General features: G+C 59.3%; 9 protein-coding genes. 7 read left to right on the top strand and 2 right to left on the bottom strand.

Annotated features, from left to right (window positions below; translation table 11 throughout):
* The first annotated feature begins 11 nt into the window (after positions 1 to 11).
* Both FHS83_RS14885 and FHS83_RS14890 read left to right on the top strand, forming a co-directional pair.
* A complete protein-coding gene (locus FHS83_RS14885) occupies positions 12 to 1640 on the top strand; it encodes a DUF5597 domain-containing protein (RefSeq protein ID WP_167083726.1) in 1629 nt (542 codons plus the stop codon).
* 25 nt (positions 1641 to 1665) lie between these two features.
* Positions 1666 to 4605 (top strand): glycoside hydrolase family 31 protein, encoded by a 2940-nt coding sequence (locus FHS83_RS14890; RefSeq protein ID WP_167083727.1) that lies wholly within the window; start codon positions 1666 to 1668, stop codon positions 4603 to 4605.
* Between the two features lie 3 nt (positions 4606 to 4608).
* Here FHS83_RS14890 and FHS83_RS14895 read toward each other — a convergent pair whose 3' ends face one another.
* Together FHS83_RS14895 and FHS83_RS14900 are read right to left on the bottom strand one after the other, a co-directional pair.
* Positions 4609 to 5403: a FadR/GntR family transcriptional regulator gene (locus FHS83_RS14895; RefSeq protein WP_167083728.1), complete on the bottom strand. Its 795-nt coding sequence runs from the start codon at positions 5401 to 5403 to the stop codon at positions 4609 to 4611.
* A 114-nt stretch (positions 5404 to 5517) separates the two neighbouring features.
* Positions 5518 to 6507 (bottom strand): hypothetical protein, encoded by a 990-nt coding sequence (locus FHS83_RS14900; RefSeq protein ID WP_167083729.1) that lies wholly within the window; start codon positions 6505 to 6507, stop codon positions 5518 to 5520.
* A gap of 157 nt (positions 6508 to 6664) precedes the next feature.
* On the opposite strand from FHS83_RS14900, the gene FHS83_RS14905 reads away from it, so the two are divergent.
* The 5 genes from FHS83_RS14905 to FHS83_RS14925 all read left to right on the top strand — a co-directional run bounded on the left by FHS83_RS14905 (position 6665) and on the right by FHS83_RS14925 (position 13021).
* Positions 6665 to 7036, top strand: a complete 372-nt coding sequence (locus FHS83_RS14905; protein WP_167083730.1) for a hypothetical protein — start codon at positions 6665 to 6667, stop codon at positions 7034 to 7036.
* Positions 7037 to 7141: 105 nt separating this feature from the next.
* Positions 7142 to 7519 carry a hypothetical protein gene (locus FHS83_RS14910; protein ID WP_167083731.1) on the top strand — a complete coding sequence of 126 codons (378 nt, stop codon included), beginning with the start codon at positions 7142 to 7144 and terminating at the stop codon, positions 7517 to 7519.
* Between the two features lie 59 nt (positions 7520 to 7578).
* A complete protein-coding gene (locus FHS83_RS14915) occupies positions 7579 to 9093 on the top strand; it encodes an efflux RND transporter periplasmic adaptor subunit (protein WP_167083732.1) in 1515 nt (504 codons plus the stop codon).
* Positions 9090 to 12179, top strand: a complete 3090-nt coding sequence (locus FHS83_RS14920) for an efflux RND transporter permease subunit (protein WP_167083733.1) — start codon at positions 9090 to 9092, stop codon at positions 12177 to 12179. The genes FHS83_RS14915 and FHS83_RS14920 overlap by 4 nt, the downstream gene beginning before the upstream one ends.
* A gap of 56 nt (positions 12180 to 12235) precedes the next feature.
* Entirely contained in the window at positions 12236 to 13021 is a 786-nt protein-coding gene (locus FHS83_RS14925; RefSeq protein ID WP_167083734.1) for an acid phosphatase, read from the top strand.
* The last annotated feature ends 5 nt before the right edge of the window (positions 13022 to 13026 follow it).

The following is a 13026-nucleotide window of genomic DNA, read 5'->3' on the forward strand; positions in this document are numbered from 1 at the left end:
TAAGGTGCAGGATGGCCGCCAAGAGAATCTCATTATGTGCGGCTGCGCTGCTATGGGCGTGTCTTCTGCCCGCGGCCGCGAAGGATGTTCCCATTCCAGCCGTGGTTCAGGATCATGGCCGTTTCGCGCTGATGGTCGATGATGCGCCTTTTTTGATGCTTGGGGTCCAGGCCAACAACTCCTCGAATTATCCCGCCGTGCTGCCACAAGTGTGGCCTGCGCTTGACCAGCTTGGGGCCAACACGCTGGAAATGCCCATTGCCTGGGAGCAGATCGAGCCAGTGGAAGGCCGCTTCGATTTCTCGTTTTTGGATGCGCTGCTGAAGCAGGCGCGAGGTCACAAGAAACGCCTCGTGCTGTTGTGGTTCGGGGCCTATAAGAACACCGGACCGTCTTATGCCCCTCAATGGGTGCAGACCAATAGGGATCGTTTTCCGAAATTGATCGACGGGCAGGGCAAGCCCAATGGCGTGCTCTCGCCGCATAGCCCCGCGCTGATCGCTGCCGATAAGAAAGCTTTCATCGCCTTGATGACGCATTTAAAGGCGGCGGACCCAGAGCGGACCGTCATCATGGTGCAGGTCGAAAACGAAACGGGCACCTATCGCTCGGTGCGTGATTATTCGCCGGCTGCGGAAAAGATTTTCGCCGGTCCTGTTCCGGATGTTCTGATCAAGGGGCTTGGCAAGCAGCAAGGCGATTGGAAAACCGTATTTGGCAAGGACGCGGACGAGTACTTCCATGCTTGGGCCTTCGCCCATTATGTCGAGGAGGTCGCGCGGGCGGGGAAGGCGGTCTATCCCCTGCCGATGTATGTCAATGCGGCGCTGCGCGATCCTGACCCAGAAAAGAAAGTAGACCCAATCAATTATTCATCGGGCGGGCCAACCTGGAACGTACTCGATATCTGGAAACTGGCGGCGCCATCAATTTTCACGGCCGCGCCGGACATTTATGGTCACGGCTATGCTGATGCGATGGGCCAAATCCGCCAGTATACGCGTCCCAATAATCCCTTGATGATCGTGGAGATTGGTTCGTCGTCGGATTTTGCCCGCTTCTTTTATCCGGCTTTGGGGAATGGCGCGCTCGGCTTTGCGCCGTTCGGGTTCGACTTCACCGGCTATTCCAATTTCCCGCTTGGCGCCAAAAAGGTGGATGCGGCGTCCATCGCGCCCTTTGCGGCGAATTTCAAACTGGTTGGGCCGATGATGCGTGAATGGGCCAAGCTTGCCTTTGCGCATCCCACCTATGGCGTCGCTGAGCCCGACGATCATGCCGCGCAAACCATCGCGCTCGGCAAATGGCAGGCCAAGGTCGAATACCGGCTCTGGCAGTTCGGTTTTCCAGAATGGAAGGGGCTTTTCGAAACCGCGCCCGAGGGAACTGAAAATCCGAGCGGTGGCGTTTCGCTGATCCAACTCTCTTCGGATGAGTTACTGCTGATCGGGTTGCACGCCCGCGTCACCTTCAGCCTTGCTGCAAAAGACAGCAAAGAAATGGTCTATCAGCATGTGGAAGAGGGCCATTTCGAAAAAGGCAAATGGGTATTCGAGCGCGTCTGGAACGGCGATGAAACCGATTACGGCCTGAACCTCGCTCAGCCGCGCATCCTGCGCATCAAGCTTCAAGCGTATTAAAACAAGAAAGACAGGGATGAACCTCATGCAGACCAGAAAAATCGCACTGATGGCCGCTGCAGTGGCCGCGCTGAGTGCGACCGCCTGCTCCAATTATGCGTTGATGGGCTCCAAGCCCAAAGCTGAAGCGCCCGTAGCTGTGAATTGGCAGAAAACAGAAACGGGCGTGGTGGTCACGCCGAGTGAGGCGGGCGCCAAGAAGGTCACGCTGTCGGTGATGACCGACAGCATCATCCACGTCGTGGCGCAGGGTGCAGACACACTGGCGCCCAGCCAGAGCCTGATAGTGCGTGCGGCCCCGCAAAAGGTAGCCTTCGATGTTAATGCAGAGGGCGATGCGGTTGTTTTGAAAACTGCGAAAGTCTCCGCCGCGGTCTCGCTGAAGACCGGAAAAGTCGTTTTCCGCGATGCCAGCGGCAAGGTTGTGTTGGATGGCGTCAATGGCGGTCAGTTCACGCCGGTCAAGGTCGATGGCAAGGACTTCTTTGCGGTTCGTCAGGAATTCAATCGCGGCACGGATGAAGGCTTTTATGGCCTTGGCCAGCATCAGAACGGCCAGATGAATTACAACAGCGAAGATGTGATCCTCGCCCAGCACAATATGGATGTGGCGGTACCGTTCGTGGTGTCGACCAAGAACTATGGCGTGTTGTGGGATAATTATTCGATCACCCGCTTCGGGTATCCCGCCGAATATCCGGCGATCAATGCGCAGCTCAAGATTTACGATGCCTCGGGCAAGGAGGGTGGCTTCACTGCCCGCTATACCGACAAGGGCAAGTTGCTGGCCGAACGGGTGGAAGCCGATCCCAATTACCAGTTCATCGAAGACCAGAAGAATTTTCCGCCCGGCGTGATGCAGGAGCAGAAAGGGGCGGGCACTTCCAATCTGCCGCCAGCACCTCCGCAGACGCTCACTGTCACCTATGATGGCGCGATCGAGACCCAGAAGAGTGGCGTTCACAAATTCCGCTTCTATGTCTCCGGCTATTTCAAGCTATGGATCGACGGCAAGCTGGTGATGGATAGCTGGCGCCAGGGCTGGCAGGGCTGGTACCGTAACATCGATATTCCGATGACCGCCGGCAAGAAGGTCACCTTCAAGGCCGAGTGGAAGCCGGAAGGCGGTTATTTGCGCTTCCTGCATCTCGATCCGATGCCGCAGGACGAACGCCGCGAGCTGTCTCTGCATTCCGACGTCGCCAAGGCGATCGACTATTACTATGTCGCCGGATCGAACCTCGACGAAGTGATCGCCGGTTATCGTCATCTCACCGGCCCGGCGATCATGATGCCCGAATGGTCCTACGGCTTCTGGCAGAGTCGTCAGCGCTACGAAACACAGGACCAGCTCGTTGACGTCTTCAAGAAATATCGCGAACTGAAACTGCCGATCGACGCGATCGTGCAGGACTGGCGCTATTGGAAGGATCCAGAGTGGGGCAGCCACGATTTCGATCCTAGTCGCTTCCCCAATCCTAAAAAGATGTTCGACGATGTGCGTGCGATGCATGGCAATGTCATGCTGGTCATCTGGCCGAAATTCTATGAGGGCCTGGCGCACTTCAAGGAGTTTGACGACAAGGGCCTGATGTACCGTTATGCGATCGAGCAGAAATATCTCGATTGGGTCGGTCCGGGCTACGTCTCGTCGAACTACGACGCCTATTCCAAGGAGGCACGCGACATCTATTGGGACCAAGTCCAGAAGAAGCTCGACAGCCTGGTCGCGCCCGATGCGTGGTGGATGGACAATGACGAGCCCGACATCCACTCCAACATGTCGATGGATGTGCAGATCAAGATGCGCGGGCCGACGGTGCTGGGGCCGGGGGCCGAGTTCTACAACACCTATCCCTTGGTGCATACTTGCGGTTTCTATGATCATTGGCAGTCGGCCCATCCGGATAAGCGCACTTTCATCCTGACGCGCTCGGGCTTTGCTGGTTTGCAGCGTTGCAATGGCGCGGTGTGGAGCGGCGATATCGCGGCGCGCTGGAGTGATATGCGTGAGCAGATTTCGGCTGGCGTGAACTTCTCGATGTCGGGAATTCCGAACTGGACCTTCGACATCGGCGGCTATTCACTGGAAAACCGCTACATCACGATGGACGTCGGCAAGAAGCACATCGTTCCGACGCGGGCCGACAAGGCGGAATGGACGGAGCTTTATACCCGCTGGTATCAGTTCGGCGCTTTCGTGCCGGTGTTCCGCAGCCATGGTGAGGCCGTCAAACGCGAGACGTTCGAAATCGCCAAGCCGGGCAGCAAGGTTTTCAACATCCTCGCCGCCTACGACAAGCTGCGTTATCGCCTGCTGCCGTACATCTACACTATCGCAGCTGATACCTATCACAAGGCGGGCACGATGATGCGCGGGCTGGTGATGGACTTCCCGAACGATCCCAAGGTGAAGAACATCGCTGACCAATATATGTTTGGTCCGTCGTTCCTGGTTGCGCCGGTCACCGAGCACAAGGCGACCTCGCGGTCGGTCTATCTACCGGCCGGCACTCGCTGGTACGACTTCTATAGCGGCACGGTGTATGAGGGCGGCCAGAGCATTACAGCGGCGGCGCCGCTCGACAAGATGCCGGTGTTCGTCAAGGAAGGCGCGATCGTGCCGACCGGCGTTGCCAAGCAGTACACCAGCGAAAAGCCGGACGCGCCGCTCACTCTCCTGGTCTATCCCGGCAAGAACGGTCGTTTCGATATCTATGAGGATGATGGCAAGACGCTGGGGTATCAGCGTGGCGCCTTCGCCCGCATTCCGGTGACGTGGGATGAGGCCTCTGGCACGCTCAGCATCGGCGCGCGTCAGGGCAGCTTCCCTGGCATGGTTGCCGGGCGCACCATTCATGTGCGCTGGATTTCCGGCCCATCGAAGAACGCGGCCAATTTCGCGGCTAAGCCAGAGGCAACCGTGACTTATGACGGCAAGGCGGTGACAGTGAAGCGGCCTTAAAGCTTATTCCGCGGCGGGAACCAGCAATGGTTCCCGCTCGCCGTGGGATTGTCTTTGCGCGTTGACGATCAGCTCCATAGCTTCGTCGAGCATGACTTGCATGGCTTGCTGCGCGGTGGCGGGATCGTGCGCGATAATGGCGTCCGCCACCTTCTTGTGGTCGGCCACCGAGGCTTGACGCACGCCCTTGAGCTGATTGGTCATGCGGATGGAAATGCGTAAAGCCGTGTCGATCATATCGCAGAGCTGTTCGTAGAAGCGGTTGCCGCTCGCTTTCATCACCGCGACATGGAAGGCGATATCGGAGGTGAGGGGATCGTCATCGCCTTGTTCGGCGGCGGTCATGCGCGAGAGGGCGTGCAGAATAGGGGCAACTTCGCGCGCGCCCGCTGTTTGGGCGGCCGTCGCAGCGGCGAAGGGTTCCACCGCCATGCGCATCTGGGTGAATTCGATCAAAAGAGAATAGGAGAGCTTGCGTTCCAACAGCCAGCGCAGCACGTCTGGATCGAAGAAATTCCAATTCTGTTCGGGCTGAACCCAGGTGCCGTGTCGGGGGCGGGCACTCAAGAGTCCTTTGGCCGTGAGCATCTTCACCGCTTCACGCAGCACGCTGCGGCTGACGCTGTACTTTTCGCAAAGCGAAGCCTCGATGGGGAAGGGGTTCTTCTCGGAATAATGCCCCGTGACAATAGCGATGCCGAGGTCTTCCATGATGCGGAAGGTGAGGTTAGAGCCCGCAAGTCCGCCCACAGGGCTCAGGCCGACGCTATTACCGATCCCATCTGAAGTTTTGCGCATTGCCAACCTCCCGCAAGGTAGTGCGCCCGTACGTGCGGTCGCATCAGTTTTATGGTGGTAACGCTACCATGCGTTCGATGGGGAGGCAATGCCGGGCTGCGGCAGTTTGGGCCGTTATCTGTTACCGGGGAGGGCACAGAGTGCGCCCCGTTTGAAAGCTGCGGCACAGTCCAGGGTTTCAAAGGGGGCGGTGGAATCGCCCAGGGGTATGAAGGCGACGAGCCCGCCGGGCTGCTCGTGGCATTGAAATTCCACCACATAGCGTTTTTGCGCATTTTCGCGGCCAATCAGCCGTGTGGTGCTATCGTCAGCGGTGCAAGCAATTTTCTTCTCCGCCATGGCGTCTCGGAAGGTCTTCAGGCTCACCGCCGGGGCACCGTTATCGGAGAGCTTGCAGGGCAGGCCGCGCGAAGCCGATTCGGCGCAAGTCTCGACATGGATCGGGATGTTCGCACCGGGCAGGCCTGCCACTGAGATATAGCCTTTGCCATCCTCGCAGGCATATTCGACGAATTCAGTGTGGTTGGCGCTGTTTTGGCCGATATAGCGATACTGCTTCAGGGTGCAGGTCTTACCTGTCTTGGAAAGAATATTGGCTGCGAATTTCTTCATGTCGGCACTGGCGGGCAGGCCGCAGACGGCAGTCGGTTTGCGTCCTGCTTTGATATCGGCCTGGCGTGTGGCATCCACCGAAAAGCAAGAGAACCCATAAGGCTTTTCCGGCTCCTGGGTGACCAGAAAATACCCCATTCCATTTGAGCAGCTCGCTTCATAGGTAATGGTGTCGACCTTCTTGCCGTTAATAGTGTCTGGCCCCTCGGCGGAGCGGATCGCGTCGGTCACTTCGCAATTCAGCGGCAAGGTCTTCACCAATGTGGCTACTGCGGCGCGGTCTTCGGCCAAGAGGCTTTCGAGTGTTTTGCCCTTCGCCTTATCTTCCTTGGTCAGGCGTTTGGCGCGATCGGCATAATCGGAAAGGGTATTGAACTGATCTTGGCTCATGGTTTGGCCCATATGGTTGTCGGACCCACCACCCGCATAAACGGGTCGCGAAATTGCCAGCGCGGTCAGCACGGCCGCCACAACCAGATGCCCCAATTTCATTGCAAGACCTCCCCAGGACCTTTGTACGATAATACGGGTAAGCGCTTTCGTCGCCAAGGCAATGCTGTGTCGCGTCGCGATTATTTGAGGCTGCGGGCCCCCCCCGCGACGGAAGGCACCATGGACAAATGCATGGAGCAATTCTAAATATCACCCCATGAAGTCGAACTGGCGCACCGTTTTGAGCCTGTTCGTGGCGCTGGTTTTCTCCATCGCCGCGATACCTGGCTCTATGGCGATGCCGGCGCCCAAGGCTTCATCTGCCCCCATGGCCGCGATGCACCACTGCGATCACATGCAGATGATGAAGGCCGGCCATGATTGCGCCCAACACAAAACCAAAGAGCAGGGCTCGCCCTGCAAGAACATGGCGGCGTGCATGGGAGTGCTGGGATGCTTTGGTGTAGTGGCTATCGATTTCGTGCAGGTGCACGCATTCGTCCCCGCCCGTGGGGCCGCGGTCGCGATTACCCATCAATCTGTGCAGGGCCTCTCGTTGCGCCCCGATAATCCTCCTCCGATCGCCTAACGGAAAAGCCGCGTTTGTGCTTGCGCTTCGGTGCGTACGCACGCGCGCGAATTTCCCACAGGCTTTGATCTATGTGCCCGGCGCTCTGCCGGGCCGGAGGAAGACATGAAATCCTATCTTTTTGCCGTGCTTACGGCTGGCGTACTGACATCTGCATCCTTAGCTGGGGCACCCATGCATCGCATGGCACAAGCAGAGCCCGCTTATGAAATCCAACTCGATGGCAAGCTGATCGCAGGAAAGCCCCTGTATCTTCGGCTGGTCGACAAGACCAGCGGCCAAGCGGTCGAGGGAGGAGAGGTGGCCGTCCTGCGTCCGGTTTATGCCGGGCCCAAGACCCCCATCCGCTATGAGGTGCAGGCCCTGCCGCATGACGCGCAGGGGCGCTTTGTATGCGCCAGCGAACATCACGCAGCCGGTGTCACGCTGCGCGGTGCGGGCCCGGCCGGAGTCTCTCCGGTTTGGATTTCCATCCATAGCTGAGTTCCTCGGCGGGACGGGCACAAGCCTGTCCCGCTCCGACACAAATTCCGGAGAAGAAGATGTATAGAATTATTTTTGCAGCGCTTGTCTTGGCGTTCGCGTTCGTCCCGGCGCGCGCCGATGCAGGCGTTACCTTCAAATTGCGCGATGCGGTGGTCACCTCGGGCGTGGTCTCGAAAATCCGCATCGATGCGGTGGATGCGGCGGGTAAGCCGGTCGCGGTTTCCAATCTTCAAGTCCGGGTCGATATGAGCCCGGATGCCATGGCCGATATGACGGCGGATGCCAAAATCTCCGCTGTGAACGGCGGCTTGGTGGTGGAGACCAATATCTATGCGCCGGGGCGCTGGGCGGTGATCGTCAGCGGCACGGCCAATGGCAAGCCGGTAAAGGTGAGCCTCACTGTGACGGCGAAACGGAAGAGCGCGGAGGCGGCATTGCCGCCTCCCGCCAACCCTCAGCCCAAGTCCGGGCAGGAACGAAAGATCCTTTATTACCGCAACCCGATGGGCCTCGCCGACACCTCGCCGGTGCCGAAAAAGGATTCCATGGGGATGGACTACATTCCCGTCTATGCCGATGAGATGGCAAAGACGCCGGGCGCCATCCGCCTGACCACGGAGAAAATGCAACGCGCCGGTGTGCGCACTACCGTGGTCACACGCATGGCGCTGGATAAAACCGTGCGCGCCACCGGTACTGTCGCCGCCGATGAAACCCGCCAAGCGGTACTTTCGGCCCGGTTCACTGGGTTCATCGAGAAGCTCTATGTCTCCCAAACCGGCGATGTGGTGCGCGCGGGCCAGCCCTTGATGCGGGTCTGGGTTGAAAGCGCCGATCTTCTAGTCAAATCCGCCGACTATATCGGCTCGCTGCAATCGGGCGCGCAGGATCATGCCGCTTCCGCTGCCGCGTTGCTCCGCCAATATGGTGTCAGCCCGTCCGAGCTTACCGCTATGGCGAAATCTGGGGTTCCGACACGCAGTCTGACCATTGTCGCGCCAGCTTCGGGTACGGTGATGGAAAAGCCCGCGGTGCAAGGCATGCATTTCGCCACCGGCGACACGCTGTTCAAGACCACCGATCTGTCGCGGGTGTGGATTTTGGCTGATGTTTCCGAACGCGATCTCGCCGCCGTGAAAAAGGGCCAGAAAGCTTTTGTCAGTTTCCGCGATAGTCCTTCGGAGTCGTTTGAAGGCACGGTGCTGCTGGTCTATCCCGAGCTTAATGCAGCGACCCGCACGACAAAGGTGCGTATCGCGGTCGCCAACAAGAATGGCCGCTTACGCATTGGTCAATATGCCGATGTCCGCATTGCGGTGCCGGGCGCGGCCGCTTCGGCACTCACCATTCCAGCTTCCGCTGTGGTGGATGACGGCACGCGGCAGGTCGCCTTCGTGGCTTTGCCGGGCGGGCTGTTCGAACCGCGCAAGCTCACGCTTGGCGCACGCAATGGCGATAGCGTTGAAGTTCGCGCCGGCCTGAAAGAAGGCGAGCATGTCGTCACTTCCGGCAATTTCCTCATTGATGCGGAAAGCAATCTGCAATCCGCCCTGCAGAGTTTCCGCAAATGATCGCACGCGTCATCCGCTGGTCTGCCCAGCACTGGGGTTTCGTTCTGATCGCCACCGCGGTTCTGGTGCTGGCGGGCATTTTCGCCGTCAGCCGTATTCCGCTCGATGCGATCCCGGACCTCTCCGATACCCAGGTCATCGTCTACACCGACTATCCGGGGCAGGCGCCGCAGGTCGTCGAAGACCAGGTGACGTTCCCGCTGACCTCGGCCTTGCTCAGCGTGCCTAAAGCCAAGACTGTGCGTGGCGTCTCGTTCTTCGGCGTCTCCTTCATCTATGTGATTTTCGATGAAGGCACCGATGTCTATTGGGCGCGCTCGCGGGTGCTCGAATATCTCAATGGGGCCTCGGGAAAACTGCCGCAAGGTGTTTCGCCAAGCCTGGGACCGGACGCGACCGGGGTGGGCTGGGTTTATGAATATGCGCTGACCGGCAATAAGCAGGATCTTTCCCAGCTTCGCTCTTTGCAGGATTGGCATTTGCGCTATGCCTTGGCGAAAACCGAAGGCGTCGCTGAAGTCACGTCTGTCGGCGGGTATGTCAAGCAATACGCGGTGGTGGCCGATCCAGGCCGTTTGCGCGCTTATGGTATCACGCTTGGCCAGCTGCGCGATGCGGTGATGAATGCCAACACCGATGTCGGCGGGCGTACGGTGGAGCTTTCCGAAACCGAATTCATGATCCGTGGCCGTGGTTATCTGAAAACGCCCTCCGATCTCGAGCAGGTGGTGCTGAAAGCCAAGGACGGTACGCCGGTCACGCTCGCGTCGGTGGCGCATGTCGAAATCGTGCCGGATGAACGCCGCGGCCTGGCTGAGTTGAACGGCGAGGGCGAGGTCGCTTCCGGTATCGTGGTGCAGCGTTATGGCGCCAATGCGCTGAACGTCATTAAAGCTGTCAAAGCGCGTATTGCCGAAATCGTCCCCAGCCTGCCGCAAGGCGTGAAGCTGATCCCGGTCTATGACCGCTCCGAACTGATCGGTCGTGCCATTGCAACCCTGAAAAGCACGCTGATCGAGGAAAGCATTATCGTAGCTTTGGTGTGTTTCCTCTTCCTGATGCATGCGCGCTCGGCCTTAGTGGCGATTTTCACCCTGCCGGTCGGCATCTTGATGGCTTTCATTGCCATGCATGCGCTCGGCATCGGTTCCAACATCATGAGTCTTGGCGGCATTGCGATTGCCATCGGCGCCATGGTGGATGCGGCCATTGTGATGATCGAGAATGCGCATAAGCGCCTGGAACGTGCGGCCCCTGACGAGCCCCGCATAAAGGTGCTCGTCGCGGCGGCCGTCGAGGTGGGCCCCGCGCTGTTTTTCAGCCTCTTGGTGATCACCGTTTCCTTCATTCCGATCTTTGCCTTGGAAGAGCAGGAGGGGCGGCTGTTTCATCCGCTTGCTTTCACCAAAAGCTTTGCCATGGCAGCGGCGGCGATGTTGTCGGTCACATTGGTGCCCGCGCTGATGGCGCTCTTTGTTCGGGGCAAGATTGCGCCGGAGGAAAAGAACCCCGTCAATCGTGCGCTGATTGCGGTCTATCGGCCCGTGATCCGCCTGGTGCTGGCGCGGCCTTGGGCGACGTTAGGCGCGGCGGCGGCAATCCTGCTCGTCAGCCTTTATCCCGCCGCGAAGCTCGGCAGCGAATTCATGCCCGCGCTGAACGAAGGCACACTCCTCTATATGCCCACCACACTGCCAGGGCTTTCCATCACCAAGGCGGCGCAAATTCTGCAAACCCAGGACCGCATCATCAAGTCGTTCCCAGAGGTGGAAAGCGTTTGGGGCAAGGCGGGCAGGGCGGAAACGGCTACCGATCCCGCGCCGGTGGAAATGTTCGAGACCGTCATCAACCTCAAACCGCAAGCACTCTGGCCGCATGGTGAGACGACCGAACAGCTCATCGCCAAGCTCGATGCGGCGTTGCAATTCCCCGGCATCTCCAATGCCTGGACCATGCCGATCAAGGCGCGCACCGATATGCTGTCGACGGGCATCCGCACGCCGGTTGGGGTGAAGATCTATGGCAAGGACCTCGCGGTGATCGAGAAGCTGTCGAAAGAAGTGGAAGCGGCGGTGCACAGCGTTCCGGGCACCACCTCGGCCTATGCCGAGCGCATCAATGGCGGCTATTACCTCGACATCTCACCGGATCGTGAACAAATCGCGCGCTATGGTCTTTCGATCAATGATGTGCTCGACACCATCGCCAACGCCGTTGGTGCCAAAGTGGTGACGACCACAGTGGAAGGGCGCGAGCGCTATGGCGTTGTGGTGCGCTATCCGCGCGATGTGCGTTCCGACCCCGAAAGCCTCGCGGCCAATACCCTGGTCTCGCTGCCGGATGGAAATTCCATTCCGCTCGGCGAGATTGCCAAGATCACGCGACCGCGTGGCCCTACCATGGTGCGCACTGAGGACGGGCAGCTGGTGAATTATGTCTATGTCGATTTTCATAACCGCGATCTCGGCGGCTATGTGGAGGCAGCGCAGCGTGCGGTGGCCGAGAAGGTGAAATTCCCGCCCGGCTATTATGTGCGCTGGAGCGGCCAGTTCGAATATCTGGAACGCGCCAATGCGCGGCTGAGGGTGGTGGTGCCTGCCACGCTTCTGGTGATCGTCTTCCTGCTCTGGCTCAACTTCCGCCGCATCTCCGACACGCTGATTGTGCTCCTGTCCTTGCCTTTTGCCTTGGCGGGCGGGTTCTGGCTGATGTGGGCGATGGGCTTCAATATGTCGGTCGCCGCCGCGGTGGGCTTCATCGCGCTTGCCGGTGTGGCGGCGGAAACCGGGGTGGTGATGCTGATCTATCTCAACCACGCGCTGGAGGAGGCGCGGGCGGCAGGCAGCCTCGACCGTAACGCGATCATCGCTGCGATCATGCGCGGCGCGGTTGATCGTGTCCGGCCGAAGATGATGACCGTCGCGGCGATCATGGCGGGGTTGATCCCCATTCTTTGGGCCAGCGGTACCGGCTCGGAGATTATGCAACGCATTGCCGTGCCGATGATTGGTGGAATGCTGTCTTCAACCCTGCTGACGTTGTGCGTCATTCCGGCGCTGTTCTATTTGGTGCATCGCAGGGATTGAGCGGCGCGGTATTCGGGTTTATTGCAGTTTTGTGACAACCCAAATCGGAGTGGACCATGACCAAGACTGCAATCGCCTTTCTGGCCGCGGCCATAGTCCTCTCCGGCGGCGCATCTGCCAAGGATGCGAAGGCTCAGCGTGAAGGCTATTTGAAGCCTGGCGTGGTGGACATCATGTCGATCCTGCCGCCGGCGCCCGTCGTTGGCGATCCGCGCTACGAGACCGACCGGGCCATCTTCAAGGCGACGCGGCGCTATATCGGCACGCCCCGCTGGTCCATGGCCACCAATGATGCGCGCTACGATGATGTGAGCATGCTGGCCGATTTTTCCTGCGCGCTCGGCGCCAGCCTCGATCCGGCCTCCGTGCCGCATCTGATGGCGCTGATGCGTAAGGTTGGCACTGATACCCAGCGCGAGACAAACGTCGCCAAGAACATCAATAAGCGCCTGCGCCCCTATAAGATCGACGATGGCGAAATCTGTCAGCCCAAGGAAGAACTGGGCGACAGCTACGATTATCCCTCAGGCCATACCACTGGTGGCTGGACCTGGGCGCTGGTGCTGTCTGACGTGGTGCCGGATCGGGCCTCTCAGATCATGGCGCGCGGCCGCGCTTATGGCGAAAGCCGCATCGTTTGTGGCGCGCATAACGCCAGCGCGGTTGAAGGCGGGCGCTTATCAGCCACCACCACTTTGACCGTGGTACGCAATACCAAGGCCTATCAGGATGATGTGGCCACGGCGCGGGCGGAATTTGCAGCGGTGAAGAAGGCTGCGCCCGCGATGTGCCAGGCGGAACAGGCGCTGATCAAAGAGAATATCTTCGTTCCGGCACCCTGACCGGC

Origin of the sequence: Rhizomicrobium palustre, from assembly GCF_011761565.1 — a bacterium.
Taxonomy (GTDB): Bacteria; Pseudomonadota; Alphaproteobacteria; order Micropepsales; family Micropepsaceae; genus Rhizomicrobium; species Rhizomicrobium palustre.

Excerpts from the sequence above, each read along its gene's own strand:
- FHS83_RS14890 (WP_167083727.1), top strand. The coding sequence starts at position 1,666 with ATGCAGACCAGAAAAATCGCACTGATGGCCGCTGCAGTGGCCGCGCTG.
- FHS83_RS14895 (WP_167083728.1), bottom strand. The coding sequence starts at position 5,403 with ATGCGCAAAACTTCAGATGGGATCGGTAATAGCGTCGGCCTGAGCCCT.
- FHS83_RS14920 (WP_167083733.1), top strand. The coding sequence starts at position 9,090 with ATGATCGCACGCGTCATCCGCTGGTCTGCCCAGCACTGGGGTTTCGTT.
- FHS83_RS14910 (WP_167083731.1), top strand. The coding sequence starts at position 7,142 with ATGAAATCCTATCTTTTTGCCGTGCTTACGGCTGGCGTACTGACATCT.
- FHS83_RS14885 (WP_167083726.1), top strand. The coding sequence starts at position 12 with ATGGCCGCCAAGAGAATCTCATTATGTGCGGCTGCGCTGCTATGGGCG.
- FHS83_RS14900 (WP_167083729.1), bottom strand. The coding sequence starts at position 6,507 with ATGAAATTGGGGCATCTGGTTGTGGCGGCCGTGCTGACCGCGCTGGCA.
- FHS83_RS14925 (WP_167083734.1), top strand. The coding sequence starts at position 12,236 with ATGACCAAGACTGCAATCGCCTTTCTGGCCGCGGCCATAGTCCTCTCC.
- FHS83_RS14905 (WP_167083730.1), top strand. The coding sequence starts at position 6,665 with ATGAAGTCGAACTGGCGCACCGTTTTGAGCCTGTTCGTGGCGCTGGTT.
- FHS83_RS14915 (WP_167083732.1), top strand. The coding sequence starts at position 7,579 with ATGTATAGAATTATTTTTGCAGCGCTTGTCTTGGCGTTCGCGTTCGTC.